Source organism: Prosthecodimorpha staleyi (genome assembly GCF_018729455.1).
In the GTDB taxonomy this organism is placed as follows: Bacteria; Pseudomonadota; Alphaproteobacteria; order Rhizobiales; family Ancalomicrobiaceae; genus Prosthecodimorpha; species Prosthecodimorpha staleyi.
In genome coordinates this window covers 367,909-380,925 of record NZ_JAHHZF010000001.1, presented here as the reverse complement: position 1 = coordinate 380,925, position 13,017 = coordinate 367,909, and the positions used below count along the sequence as shown (strand labels likewise).

10 protein-coding genes are annotated in these 13,017 nt (G+C 67.5%); 6 read left to right on the top strand and 4 right to left on the bottom strand.

The window, feature by feature from the left end; genetic code table 11:
- Positions 1-172: 172 nt before the first annotated feature.
- The 4 genes from KL771_RS01575 (at position 173) to KL771_RS01560 (ending at position 5,885) form a co-directional block, all read left to right on the top strand.
- Positions 173-2,902: a valine--tRNA ligase gene (locus tag KL771_RS01575; RefSeq protein WP_261966811.1), complete on the top strand. Its 2,730-nt coding sequence runs from the start codon at positions 173-175 to the stop codon at positions 2,900-2,902.
- A 39-nt stretch (positions 2,903-2,941) separates the two neighbouring features.
- On the top strand, positions 2,942-3,661 hold the full coding sequence (locus tag KL771_RS01570) for a DUF2459 domain-containing protein (RefSeq protein ID WP_261966810.1): 720 nt from the start codon (positions 2,942-2,944) through the stop codon (positions 3,659-3,661).
- Between the two features lie 8 nt (positions 3,662-3,669).
- Complete coding sequence (locus KL771_RS01565) at positions 3,670-4,041, top strand: TfoX/Sxy family protein (RefSeq protein WP_261966809.1); 372 nt, start codon at positions 3,670-3,672, stop codon at positions 4,039-4,041.
- A 95-nt stretch (positions 4,042-4,136) separates the two neighbouring features.
- Positions 4,137-5,885, top strand: a complete 1,749-nt coding sequence (locus tag KL771_RS01560; protein WP_261966808.1) for a caspase family protein — start codon at positions 4,137-4,139, stop codon at positions 5,883-5,885.
- Positions 5,886-5,910: 25 nt separating this feature from the next.
- Here KL771_RS01560 and KL771_RS01555 read toward each other — a convergent pair whose 3' ends face one another.
- Both KL771_RS01555 and KL771_RS01550 read right to left on the bottom strand, forming a co-directional pair.
- The gene (locus KL771_RS01555; RefSeq protein WP_315901469.1) at positions 5,911-6,678 is read right to left on the bottom strand and encodes a GGDEF domain-containing protein; all 768 of its coding nucleotides are present in this window, start codon (positions 6,676-6,678) and stop codon (positions 5,911-5,913) included.
- 487 nt (positions 6,679-7,165) lie between these two features.
- On the bottom strand, positions 7,166-8,770 hold the full coding sequence (locus KL771_RS01550; protein WP_261966806.1) for a DEAD/DEAH box helicase: 1,605 nt from the start codon (positions 8,768-8,770) through the stop codon (positions 7,166-7,168).
- 259 nt (positions 8,771-9,029) lie between these two features.
- On the opposite strand from KL771_RS01550, the gene KL771_RS01545 reads away from it, so the two are divergent.
- Positions 9,030-9,725, top strand: a complete 696-nt coding sequence (locus tag KL771_RS01545; protein ID WP_261966805.1) for an alpha/beta hydrolase — start codon at positions 9,030-9,032, stop codon at positions 9,723-9,725.
- 48 nt (positions 9,726-9,773) lie between these two features.
- Here KL771_RS01545 and KL771_RS01540 read toward each other — a convergent pair whose 3' ends face one another.
- A complete protein-coding gene (locus KL771_RS01540; protein ID WP_261966804.1) occupies positions 9,774-10,217 on the bottom strand; it encodes a hypothetical protein in 444 nt (147 codons plus the stop codon).
- Between the two features lie 200 nt (positions 10,218-10,417).
- Between KL771_RS01540 and KL771_RS01535 the strand changes: the two genes are divergently transcribed.
- A complete protein-coding gene (locus tag KL771_RS01535; protein WP_261966803.1) occupies positions 10,418-10,840 on the top strand; it encodes a YciI family protein in 423 nt (140 codons plus the stop codon).
- A gap of 95 nt (positions 10,841-10,935) precedes the next feature.
- Here the strand turns inward: KL771_RS01535 and KL771_RS01530 are convergent, their stop codons facing one another.
- Positions 10,936-13,017, bottom strand: a complete 2,082-nt coding sequence (locus KL771_RS01530; protein ID WP_261966802.1) for an ABC transporter ATP-binding protein — start codon at positions 13,015-13,017, stop codon at positions 10,936-10,938.

Here is a 13,017-nt window from a genome sequence, read left to right as displayed (position 1 = left end):
CGGTATCGGGCACGGAATCCAGGGTCATCGGGCGGAGCCGCCCCTCGGGTTCGGATGCTGCCCGCGGGTTGACACCCGACGCCTGCTCGGGCTTATCGGACGCCTGCCGATCCTGCCCCGATTGCGCGCGCCGTATCCGTTTGGCCGCGCCGAGCATTACGAGACCGAGCCTATGCTTGAGAAGACTTTCGACGCCGCCTCTGTCGAGCCGCGGATCTCCGAGGCCTGGGACGAGGCCGGGGCCTTCCGTGCCGGGGCCGGCGCCGAACCGGGCGCGGCGCCCTATACGATCGTCATCCCGCCGCCCAACGTCACCGGCTCGCTGCATATGGGCCACGCGCTGAACAATACGCTGCAGGACATCCTGGTGCGGTTCGAGCGCATGCGCGGGCGCGACGTGCTTTGGCAGCCGGGCACCGACCATGCCGGCATCGCCACCCAGATGGTGGTCGAGCGCCAGATGGCCGAGCGCCAGGAGCCGAACCGGCGGTCAATCGGGCGCGAGGCCTTCGTCGAGAAGGTCTGGGCCTGGAAGGCCGAATCGGGCGGCACGATCACCAACCAGCTGAAGCGCCTCGGCGCCTCCTGCGACTGGTCGCGCGAGCGCTTCACCATGGACGAGGGCCTGTCGCGCGCGGTCCTCAAGGTGTTTGTCGACCTGCACAAGAAGGGCCTGATCTACCGCGACAAGCGGTTGGTCAACTGGGACCCGAAGCTCCTGACTGCCATCTCGGATCTCGAGGTGCAGCAGGTCGAGATCAAGGGCAACCTCTGGCACCTGCGCTACCCGATCGAGGGCAAGCGCTTCGACGCCGAGGATCCGTCGACCTTCATCGTCGTCGCCACGACCCGGCCCGAGACGATGCTCGGCGATACCGGCGTGGCGGTGCATCCGGAGGACGAGCGCTACACGCATCTGGTCGGCCGGAACGTGGTCCTGCCGCTGGTCGGCCGGCGCATCCCGATCGTCGCGGACGACTATTCCGATCCCGAAAAGGGGTCGGGCGCGGTCAAGATCACGCCTGCGCACGATTTCAACGACTTCGAGGTCGGCCGCCGCAACAATCTCCGCGTCATCAACGTGATGACCGTGGAAGGCGCGATCGACATCGCCAACAATGCCGAGTTCCTGAAGGGGCTCGTCGTCGACACCGAGCTTCAGGAAACGCTGGTCTCGATCGAGGCGCGCGACCGCTTCGAGGCGCGCAAGCGCATCCTCGCCATGCTGGAAGCGCGCAATCTGATCGAGAAGATCGAGCCGCACACCCACATGGTGCCGCATGGCGACCGCGGCGGCGTGCCGATCGAGCCCTTCCTGACCGACCAGTGGTATGTCGACGCCGCCACGCTGGCGAAGCCCGCCATCGCCAGCGTGCGCGAGGGCCGCACCAGCTTCGTGCCGAAGGCCTGGGAGAAGACCTATTTCCAGTGGATGGAGAATATCCAGCCCTGGTGCATCTCGCGCCAGCTGTGGTGGGGCCACCAGATCCCGGCCTGGTACGGGCCGGATGGCCAGGTCTTCGTCGAGCTGAGCGAGGCCGAGGCGCTGGCCGCCGCGGCCACGCACTACGGCGCGCCGACCGCGCTGACCCGCGACGAGGACGTGCTCGACACCTGGTTCTCCTCGGCGCTGTGGCCCTTCTCCACGCTCGGCTGGCCGGACGACACTGCCGAGGTCAGGCGCTACTATCCGACCTCGGTGCTGGTGACCGGCTTCGACATCATCTTCTTCTGGGTCGCCCGGATGATGATGATGGGCCTGGAATTCATGGAAACCGAGCCCTTCAAAGACGTCTACATCCACGCCCTCGTCCGCGACGAGAAGGGCGCCAAGATGTCGAAGTCCAAGGGCAACGTCATCGACCCGCTCGACCTCGTCGACGAGTATGGCGCCGATGCGCTGCGCTTCACGCTCGCCGCGATGGCCGCGCAGGGCCGCGACATCAAGCTCTCGACCCAGCGCATCGCCGGCTACCGCAACTTCGCCACCAAGCTTTGGAACGCGGCCCGCTTCGCCGAGATGAACGGCTGCGTCTATGTCTCGGATTTCGAGCCGGCGGCGGCCGTGGATACGGTCAACCGCTGGATCGCGGTCGAATGCGCGCGCACGGTCAAGACCGTCACCGAGGCGATCGAGGCCTACCGGTTCAACGATGCCGCCGGGGCGGCCTATCGCTTCGTCTGGAACACCTTCTGCGACTGGTACCTGGAATTCGCCAAGCCGGTCCTGCAGCAGGACGGCGATTCCACGTCCAAGGCCGAGACCCGCGCCACCACCGCCTGGGTGCTCGACGAAGTCCTGAAGCTGCTGCATCCCTTCATGCCCTTCATCACCGAAGAGCTCTGGGCGGCGACGGCGCGCGAGGCCGGGCTGAAGCGCCCGTCGATGCTGGTCACCACGCGCTGGTCGAAGCCGGGTGCGACCGACGATGCCGCCGCCGACGAGATCAACTGGCTGGTCGACCTGATCACCGAGGTGCGCTCGGTGCGCGTCGAGATGAACGTGCCGCCGGCGAGCCAGATCCCGCTGGTCTTCGTGGCGCCGGACGGTGTCATCCGCGCCCGCATCGCCACCCATGAGGCGGTCATCGCCCGCTTGGCGCGCATCTCCTCGATCGCGGTGGTCGAGGCGGCCCCGAAGGCCTCCGCCCAGATCGTGATCGGCGAGACGGTCGCCTGCCTGCCGCTCGAAGGCGTCATCGATGTCGACGCCGAGCGCGGCCGTCTCGCCAAGGAGCTGAAGAAGCTCGCCGACGAGATCGGCCGCATCGACGCCAAGCTCGGCAATCCGGCCTTCGTCGCCAAGGCGCCGGAAGAGGTCGTCGAGGAGAATCGCGAGAAGCGCGAGGAATATGTCCAGCGCCGCGCCAAGGTCGACGAGGCGCTGAAGCGGCTCGGTTGATCCGGAGAGCGGGCAGGGGGAAAACGGCAGGGGTGCATCATGCGGCGGATCCGGGTGGTTCTGCGATGGTGCGCCGGGATCGTCCTGCTGTTCGGCGCGCTCGTCGTCCTCGCCGCAGCGCTGACCGCGCGGCCGGCCGTGCCGGATCTCTTCCCGCCGCGCGGCGGCGACGCGGCCGTGCCGGTCCTGCTGGTCGATCACGGCTACCATGTCGGGCTGATCGTGCCCACGAGCCGCATCGGCGCCCACGCTGTGGCGACGGGGTCGCCGGCCATGGCCGATCTTGCCGCCCGCTTTGCCGGCTATGAATGGCTGGAGATCGGCTGGGGCGACGAGACCTTCTATCGCTTCGCGCCGACGCTCGGCGATGTCCGGATCGGAATGGCGCTGAGCGCCCTGGCCGGCTTCGACGACGGCACCGTGCTGCATGTCGTCGGCTTCACCGGCGACCCGCGCCGGGTGTTCGCGGCCGGCGACGTGATCGGCCTGACGCTCGGCGAACGCGGCTTCAACAGGATGGCGCGCGGCCTGGCGGCCACCTTCGCACTGACGCCGGTCGGTCAGCCGGAAACGCTCGGCCCCGGCCTCTACGGGGCGAGCCTGTTCTATCGCGCGGCCGGCCGCTACAGTCTCCTTCGGGACTGCAATCACTGGGTCGCGGAGCGGCTTGCCGAAGCCGGCGTGCCGGCATCGCCGGTGCCCGCGACCCTGTCGAGAACCCTGATGCGGGAACTGCGCTGGCGCGCCGGCGCATCGTGAGGCTCGCCATGTCCGGTCTGGTCGATTTCCTGAAGGAACTCTGCGAACCGATCGGCGATGTCCGCTTCCGGCGCATGTTCGGCGGCTGGGGCCTGTTCGCCGACGAGGCGATGTTCGGCCTGGTCGCCGGCGACACGCTCTATTTCAAGGCCGATGCCGAGACCGCACCGCTGTTCGAAGCCGAGGATCTCGGCCCGTTCACCTACCAGCGCGCCGATCGCGGCGCCGTGCTGACCTCCTACCGGCGCGCACCGGAGCGGGTCTTCGACGATCCCGACGAGTTCCGCCTCTGGGCCCGCCGCGCGATGGCCGCCGCCCGCCGCCACGCGGCCGACAAGCCGAAGGCGAAGCGAGGCAGGCGTGCGCCGGCCGCCGGCTGACAGGCCAGGTGCCAAGCGGGTTGCCGGGGCGGGGAATTGGAAAGCAGACGCAATCTGCTACCTTTACGTGAAGACAGCATTGCAGGATCGTGCCGATGCCGCTTCCTCGCCTCCTCGTCGCACTTGCCGTCGCTGTAGCCGTCCTGCTCCTCCCCGTGGATGTGCAGGCGGCCGCCAACCGGATTGCGCTGATCATCGGCAACGGTGCCTATGCGGATGGCCGCGACCTGCGCAATCCGCCGAACGATGCCGCGGATCTCGGTGCCACGCTTGGGGCGGCCGGCTTCGAGGTCGAAATCCGGCAGGACCTGACCCGGCAACAGATGCTTGCGGCGCTGCAGGACTTCGAGGATAAGGCGGTCGGCGCGGAGGCCGCGATCGTGTTCTTCGCCGGCCATGGCTTCGAATATGGCGGTACCAACTGGCTGGTGCCGGTCGACGCCAAGGTGAAGCGCGAATCGCGCATCGCCGACGAGACCATCCCGCTCGACCGCGTGCGCCAGGCGCTGGAGCCGGCGCGCGGGCTGAAACTGGTGATCTTGGATGCTTGTCGGGACAATCCGTTCCGCGCCGGGCTCGGCACCCTGACGCGCGCCACCACCGCCCGCGGTCTGGCCCGGGTCGAGACCAGCGGCCGCGAGGCGATCGCCTATGCGGCGCGGGACAGGACGACGGCGGAAGACGGCACGGGTCGCAACAGCCCGTTCACGGCGGCGCTGATCCGGCACATCGTCACGCCGGGGCTCGACGTGCGCTTCCTGTTCGGCGCGGTCGCCGACGAGGTCCGTGTCGCGACTGCCGGCCGGCAGGAGCCGTTCCTCTACCAGAGCTTCGGCCGCGCCCCGGTTCATATCGTGCAGCCGATTCCGGTTGCGGCCGCCCCGGCTCCGCTGCCCGTCGCGGTCGCGCCGCCGCCGGTCGTGTCGGCGGAGCGCAACGACTTCGACCTTGCCGAGCGGGTTGGAACCATCGGCGCCTGGCAGGCCTTCGTCGATCTCCACAAGGAGGGCTTTCTGGTCCGGCTCACCCAGGAGCGCATCGAGACCCTCAAGGCGAAGCAGGCTGCCGTTGCGTTACCGGCTGTTGGAGCCGACGCGAAGCCGACGGCTGGCGCCCCGTCGTCAGGTGTTGAAGTCGTCAATCCATTGTTGCCGCAAACAAAAGCTCCGGCTGGGCCTATCTCGGCGCCGGGCGCCGGCGGATCGGCACCGGACCTGATCGAGACAGGGCGTGCGGTCCGGCGCGAATTGCAGCGGCTCGCCTGTGCGCCGGGGCCAGTCGAGGGTGAATGGACATCGGCGGCGACCGAGGCATTGGCTCGCTTCGGGCGCGCCGCCAAGATGCGGGTCGCCGTCGCCGATATCAATGCCGGCCTTCTGGAGCAGATGCGTCGCTACGACGACAATCTCTGCAAGCCGAAGCCGGTTTGCGGGCCGGGCGAGACGCTCAAGGGCGGGGCTTGCGTCGTACTGGAGCTTACGTGTCCCAAGGGGACGCGACGCACGGCATCGGGTATTTGCGAGGCCGAAAATCCAACGAAGTTGGAAGCAATGAAGACGAAGCCGGCCCCAATCGTCGTAGACATCTTAGAATCGCCTTGTGGGCCTGGCGAGACGCTCAAGGGCGGGACGTGCGTGGCACTGGAACTTGTATGTCCCAAGGGGACGCGACGCACGGCATCGGGTATCTGCGAGACTGAAAATCCAACGAAGTTGGAAGCGAAGAAGACGAAGCCGGCCCCAATCGTCGTGGACATCCCGGCATCGGTTTGTCGTCCTGGCGAGACGCCCAAGGGCAAGACTTGCGTAAAGACCAAGCCGTCCCCATTCGAAGTGGACTTCTGACCAGAAGGCGAAGTGAAAATTCCGCTCACGCCACCTCTGACTTGCCCGTGACGTCCTGGTCGGTCTCGCAGCGGACCAGATTGCGGCCGCCGCGCTTGGCGGCGTAGAGCGAGGTGTCGGCACGTTCGATCATCGATTGGGCGGTATCGCCGCGCCGCCAGGAGGAGACGCCGATCGAGATGGTAATCCGGCCGAGATTCTCGCCGGTCGAGCGCTTGATCAGTTCCTTCGACATCACCGCCTGGCGGATATGTTCCGCCACCACCACCGCCTGGCGCAGATTGGTGCGCGGCAGGATCACGGCGAATTCCTCTCCGCCGTACCGGCAGGCGACGTCCTGGCCCTTGACGTTCTGCTTGACGGCGAGCGCGACGAGGCGAAGCACCTGGTCGCCGGTCTGATGGCCGTAGGTGTCGTTGAACTTCTTGAAGTGATCGATATCGGTCATCAGCAACGTGAACGGGTCGTTGCTCTGGTTGGCATCGTTCAAAGCCCGTTCCATCGAATGCTCGAAGTGCTTTCGATTGGCGAGGGTGGTCAGATCGTCGGTCAGGCTCTCGTAGCGGATCGCCTCCAGGCTCTCCTGCAATTCGGCGATCTGGCGTCGGCTGTCCTCGAGTTTCGATTCCAGGATCTTGTTGGCCTGCTCGGTCTTGCGCGTTACGGCGATCAGTCCGTCGATCACCACCTTGACGGCCGCGCCATCCTCCGCACCGTTCAGGAGCTGAGTCGCGTTGTCGAGAGAGTTGCGATAGCCGGTCGTCGTCGCGATCGAGCTGTCCAATGCCCCCATCACCTGACCGATTTCGGTCGAGAGACGGCCGCCGACCTCCTCGATGCGCTCCCCGAGACGGCTGGGCGAAACAAACTGATCGTATACCTGGGCAACCTCGGCAGTCGAGATGCGACCGCGGAGCCGAATGATTTCGTTGATGGCCTTGTTCAGGGAATGATTGAAGCCGGCCGCATAAGTATACCAAAGCTCATAATGGCGCGGATAGGCTGGAATGGCGTTCTTTTTAAGATGTCCAAGCGCTGACTCGCCGTAGCCGATCGTTCTACGAAAATCATCACTCTCGCCCATAGCCCGTCCCCAAACCGGTCAATGGGATGCGGCCCGAAAGCAGCACCCCATGCCTATTGCAAACGAATTTATATGCAAGGACTTAAGCGTGGGTTAAGCAAAAACCGCGTTTCGCTTTCCAAACAAACCTCACCCTCGGGGCGAATAGTCATACGACAACATGCAACCCTGGTGGAGCACTTGTCCCGGGTAAGAATTACCTGCCGGAGCCGGCTGCCTTCGCCGGGCGGGTCGGGCGCAGAAGGAATGCCGGGATCTGATCGCCATGGCCGAAAGCGTGTTGGTCTTCGGGTTCATGATGCCGCTCCTGGCGACGCGGCTCGTGCCGGGGCTCCTGACGCGGCGCGGCGCGCGGCTCGGTCCGCGGTGCCGGACGGTTGCGGGTCTCCGCCTCGACGGGGCCGGCCTTCTCGCGCGGTTCGACCGGACGGACGCGCGAACGCTCCTGACGTTCGGGACGCTCGCCGCGCGGCGGACGGCTTCCGCCTTCGCCGGAGGCTGCGGCGGTATGACGCGGACGATCGCTGTCCGGCGAGGACCGGCCGGACCGGCGGCGCTCGTCGCCGCCGCGGTGACGCTCCGATGCACGCCCGCCTCCGGCAGCGGCCGGTTCGCCCATCCATTCGAGCTTCTGACTGGTCAGCTTTTCGATGGCCGCCAGGTGCTTGCCGTCGAGATCGGTGACGATGGTGATGGCCACGCCGGATCGCCCGGCGCGCCCGGTGCGGCCGATGCGGTGGACATAGTCCTCGGCATGAACCGGCACATCGTAATTGTAGACGTGGCTGACATCCGGAATGTCGAGCCCGCGTGCGGCGACATCGGAGGCGACCAGAAGGGTGATGCGGCCGGCCCGGAAGCCGTCGAGCGTCGTCATGCGGGCGCGTTGATCCATGTCGCCGTGCAGCGCGCCGACATTGAAGCCGTGCTTCTCCAGGCTGCGATAGACGATCTGCACGTCGCGCTTGCGGTTGCAGAACACGATCGCGTTCTTGAGGTCCTTCGAATCGCGCACCAGGGTGCGCAGAACGTCGCGCTTGTCGTGCTGCTCGCGGCCGGAGGCGACCAGGAACTGCGACACGGTCTTGGCCGTGGTCGCCGGCTTGGCGGTCTCGATGCGCTTCGGATCGCGCAGGAAGGTGTCGGCGAGCCGCTTGATCTCGGGCGGCATGGTGGCCGAGAACATCATGGTCTGCCGGCTCGGCGGCAGCATCTTGCAGATGCGCTCGATGTCCGGAATGAAGCCCATGTCGAGCATGCGGTCGGCTTCGTCGATGACCAGGATCTCGACCCCGTTCATCAGGATGCGACCGCGCTCGAAAAGGTCGAGCAGGCGGCCGGGCGTCGCGATCAGCACGTCGACGCCGCGATCGAGCTTCTTGACCTGCTCGTCGAGCGAGACGCCGCCGATCAGCAGCGCGACGGTCAGCTTGTGGTTGATGCCGTATTTGTTGAAATTCTCCTCGACCTGCGCGGCAAGTTCGCGCGTCGGTTCGAGGATCAGCGTGCGCGGCATCCGGGCCCGGGCCCGACCCTTTTCGAGGCGGGTCAACATGGGCAGCACGAAGGAGGCCGTCTTGCCCGTCCCAGTCTGGGCCACGCCGACGATGTCGCGCAATTCGAGCACGATCGGGATCGCCTGGGCCTGGATCGGTGTCGGGGTCAGATAGCCTGCCGCCGAGACGGCTGCGAGAACCTTCTCTGACAGGCCGAGATCGGAGAAGCGGGGCGTTTCGGCCTGGAGAGACTCGGACGCCTCGATCGGAGCGTCGGTCTGCGGAGCGGTTGGCTGTTCGGTCATGGGTCCCGTGGCTGCGTCGCCGTCATGCCCGGCTGAGGACCGTCAATCGGCCTCCGCCAGGGCTTGCTGTCCGAATTCGCATGCGGGCGGCGCGCAGGCTGATGGTGCACTGCGAAAGACCCGCGCAACATACGGACCGAGATGAAAAAGTCAATCTCAGAATTTGAAAAGCGCCGTTATTGATCCGGGAATCGTGATTATTCTCTGATCTGCCATGGCGCCACCCCGGCCCGTGGACTGGTGCCGAGGATCGCAAGCCGTGACGCTTCCCCTTCTCATGATACCCGGGCTCAATTGTACGGCGGCCTTGTGGGCGGCGCAGCTTTGCACGCTGGGGGCGGGACGCCTGGTTGCGGTTGCCGATCACACGGCCCACGACGCCATGGCGGATCTGGCCGCCGCCATCCTGGCGGACGCACCGCCGCGCTTCGCGCTCGCCGGCCTGTCGATGGGCGGCTACCTCGCCTTCGAGATCCTGCGCCAGGCGCCGCACCGGGTCGATCGGCTGGCGCTGCTCGATACCCAGGCGCGCGCCGACAGCCCCGAGGCCCAGGATCTTCGCCGGCAACAGATCGCGATTGCCGCGCGTGGCGGCTTCGCCCGCATTCCGGAGCTTCAGATCCCGAAGCTCGTGGCCGCCCGGCACCAGGGTGACGCCGCTCTGACCGGGATCGTTCGTTCCATGGCGATGGCGACCGGCGCCGAGGCCTTCATGCGCCAGCAGACCGCGATCCTGAACCGCATCGATTCGCGGTCCGGGCTCGCCGCCATAAGGTGCCCGACACTGGTCCTGGTCGGGGCTGAGGATGTCATCACGCCTCCGGATCTCGCCCGCGAAATGCGCGACGGCATCGCGGGCAGCCGTCTCGTCGTGGTCGAGGAGGCCGGGCACCTGTCGACGCTCGAGCAGCCGGAAGCAGTCTCGGCAGCCCTGCGCGACTGGCTCCTGGGGTGAGCCGAGACACGGCCGAGTGACCTGTGCCGGGGGAGGCCCGGTTCCCGGTTACTGCGGTGCCGGCGGCGCCTTCTTGAAGGAATAGCGCCCGGGCGCCTCGACCGTGACCAGATACTGACCGGCGGTCCGGGTCGGCCCGCCGAGATCGACGGTCAATTGCAGGGTGTTGTCGGCGAGTTCGATGGTGGTCTCCTTCACGTCGCCGCCGAGTTCGATCACCTCCTCGATCTCGGTGGTCGCCTTGACGCGGGACGCCGCCTCTGCCGGCACGATCCATTGCACGAACAGACGGGTGCGCACCTCCTGCAGGCCGGTGCGGGCCACCACGATCCGGTAGGTGCCGGTTTCCGTGCCTTCGGTCCATTCGCCGACCAGCCGCGCTTCCTCGACCTCCGCCGGGATCTGTCCGATCCGGTCGGCGAGGGCATCGGACTTGGCATGGGTGGCCGGGACGGCAACCAGGGCGGCGAGGGCAAGGCGGCGGAGCGGCATGGAACCTCGTTTCGATCGGTCCGTTGGATCGACATCTAGCACAGTGCATCCGGTCGGACAGGGCCGGCTCGGTCACGTACGCGTGGCGGGTTGCGGCCATGATGGAAAATCAGGAGCCGCCGATGTCGGTCCGATGGCAGCTTCGGCGTCATCTGTAGGACGGGTCGAGGGGACCCGAACAGAAGAGGAGGACGGAAGACATGCGCGTGATGGTGATCGTGAAGGCGACGGTGTCGAGCGAGGCGGGCACGCTGCCGTCGACGGAGCTTCTGGAAGCGATGGGCCGCTTCAACGAGGAGCTTGTCGCGGCCGGCATCATGCTGTCCGGCGACGGGCTGAAGCCGTCGTCGGCCGGCAAGCGCATCGCCTTCGACGGGGCGTCGCGCACCGTCATCGACGGCCCCTTCGTGGAGACCAAGGAACTGATCGCCGGCTTCTGGATCTGGCAGGTCAAGGACCTGGACGAGGCGATCGCCTGGGTCAAGCGCTGCCCCAATCCGATGCCGGAGCCGAGCGAGATCGAGATCCGCCCGCTGTTCGAGATGGCCGATTTCGGCGAGGCGATGACGCCTGAATTGGTGGCGCAGGAGGACCGGCTCCGGGCGACGCTGGCCGGATCGTAGGCGCCGCCCGGCAAAGGGGCCGGCCCCCGGGGCGCGCCGGCGCGCCTGGAAGGACGCTGCGAGCGATGAGGCTCCGATCCTGAGCCGACGTCGGGTCAGGCGACGGCGGCGCCCGCCTTCTCGTGCCGCACGATCGGCGCCAGACGGGCCAGGTCGTCGACCGGGATATGGCAATAGATGACATGGCCGTCGCCGGCCTCGCGTGCCGGCGGCGGGACCGTGTCGCAGTCCGGGCCGATCTTGCGCGGGCAGCGGCCGGAGAAGCGGCAGCCCTTCGGCACGTCGATCGGGCTCGGGATCTCGCCTTCCAGGCGGATGCGCGCCTGCGTCACCGTCGGATCGGCGACCGGCACGGCGGAGAGCAGGGCCTCGGTATAGGGATGGTAGGGCGGGTCGAACAGCCGGCCGACCGGACCCTGCTCCATCACCCGGCCGAGATACATGACGATCACGCTGTCGGCGAGATGGCGGACCAGCGCCAGATCGTGGCTGATGAACACGATGGTGGTGCCGCGGTCGGCCTGGATCTGCAGGAGCAGATTGACGATCGCGGCCTGGACCGACACGTCGAGCGCGGAGACCGGCTCGTCGGCGACCAGGATCGAGGGTTCGGCCGCGAAGGCGCGGGCGATGGCGACGCGCTGCTTCTGACCGCCCGAGAGCCGCCCGGGGCGCTGTCTCTTCAGGGCGCGCGGTAGGCGGACCATGTCGAAGAGGGCATCGATGCGCGCGTCGATCGCCTTGGCGCCCGACACGATGCCGAACTTCTTGAGCACGCGCGCGATCGGGAAGCCGGCGCTGTGCGAGGGGTTGAGCGTCGCGTCCGGGTTCTGGAACACCATCTGGATCTGCGCCAGCTGATCGGAGGTGCGGGCGCGCGCGCTCTTCGCCGAAAGATCGTCGCCGAGCACCATCAGCCGGCCGGCCGAGGCCGGCTGCAGGCCGGCCAGCACCCGGGCGAAGGTCGACTTGCCGGATCCGGATTCCCCGACGATGGCGATGATTTCGCCGTTGCGGGCCGAAAAGTTCAGGTCGTCATTGGCGATCAGCTTGCGGGCGCGCGCCGCGAAGGCCGGGCGGCCGAGGTCGTAGATCTTGGCGAGATGCTCGGCTGCCAGGATCGTGGTGTCGCCCGGCCGGCCCGGATGCACCGCGCCTTGGCCGGTGCCCTCGAAACTGTCGACTTCGCGATGACGGATGCAGCGGATGCGGTGGCTCGGCTCGGCCCGTTCCTCCGGTACCGGCCTGTCGCAAAGGCCGGCCACGAAGCCTTCGCAGCGCGGGGCGAAGCCGCAGCCGGGCGGGCGGCGCGACAGGCCCGGCGGCTGGCCTGGGATCGGCAGGAACGAGGTCGTGTATTTGTCGCCGCCCAGATGCGGCACGCAGGCCATCAGCCGGCGCGTATAGGGATGGCGCGGCCGGGCGAAGAGTTCGCGTACGGGCGCCTCCTCGACCAGATCGCCGAGATACATCACGCCGACACGTTCGCAGACCTTGGCGACCACGCCCAGATTGTGGGTGATGTAGAGCAGCGCCGTGCCGAAGCGGTCGCGCAATTCGCCGACCAGATCGAGCACGGCCGCTTCCACCGTCACATCGAGGCCGGTGGTCGGCTCGTCGAGCAGCAGCAGCTGCGGCTTGGCCAGCAGCGCCATGGCGATCACCACGCGCTGCTTCTGGCCGCCCGACAGTTGGTGCGGATAGCGCTGCATGACGCTGTCCGGATCGGGCAGGTGGACTTCGCGCAGCACGCGCCGCGCCTCCTCGCGTGCGGCGCCGGCGGCGAGCCGGGCATGCAGCATCGGCACTTCCATCAACTGCCGGCCGATCTTCATGGTCGGGTTCAGGGCGGCGTTCGGATCCTGGTAGACCATCGAGATGCCGCGGCCGCGCACGTCGCCGAGTTCGGTCTCCGCCGCGGCGGCGATGTCGCGCCCGCCGAACAGGATGCGGCCGCCGGCGATGCGTCCGGTCGCGCCCAGATGGCGCATCACCGCCATCAGGAGCGTGGACTTGCCGCAGCCGGATTCGCCGACGAGGCCGTAGCTCTCGCCCGGCGCGATGGAGAGCGTCAGGTCCGGGATCGCCACCACGGTGCCGGCCGCGGAATGGTACTCGACCTTCAGATGTTCGATCGACAGCAGCGGCGCGGGCGCAGAGGGGGTGGGCGCGGCCAT

Bases quoted from the DNA above. Each gene is read 5' to 3' on its own strand.
- KL771_RS01575 (WP_261966811.1), top strand. From the start codon at position 173: ATGCTTGAGAAGACTTTCGACGCCGCCTCTGTCGAGCCGCGGATCTCC.
- KL771_RS01570 (WP_261966810.1), top strand. From the start codon at position 2,942: ATGCGGCGGATCCGGGTGGTTCTGCGATGGTGCGCCGGGATCGTCCTG.
- KL771_RS01565 (WP_261966809.1), top strand. From the start codon at position 3,670: ATGTCCGGTCTGGTCGATTTCCTGAAGGAACTCTGCGAACCGATCGGC.
- KL771_RS01560 (WP_261966808.1), top strand. From the start codon at position 4,137: ATGCCGCTTCCTCGCCTCCTCGTCGCACTTGCCGTCGCTGTAGCCGTC.
- KL771_RS01555 (WP_315901469.1), bottom strand. From the start codon at position 6,678: ATGGGGGCATTGGACAGCTCGATCGCGACGACGACCGGCTATCGCAAC.
- KL771_RS01550 (WP_261966806.1), bottom strand. From the start codon at position 8,770: ATGACCGAACAGCCAACCGCTCCGCAGACCGACGCTCCGATCGAGGCG.
- KL771_RS01540 (WP_261966804.1), bottom strand. From the start codon at position 10,217: ATGCCGCTCCGCCGCCTTGCCCTCGCCGCCCTGGTTGCCGTCCCGGCC.
- KL771_RS01535 (WP_261966803.1), top strand. From the start codon at position 10,418: ATGCGCGTGATGGTGATCGTGAAGGCGACGGTGTCGAGCGAGGCGGGC.
- KL771_RS01530 (WP_261966802.1), bottom strand. From the start codon at position 13,017: ATGGCCGCGCCCACCCCCTCTGCGCCCGCGCCGCTGCTGTCGATCGAA.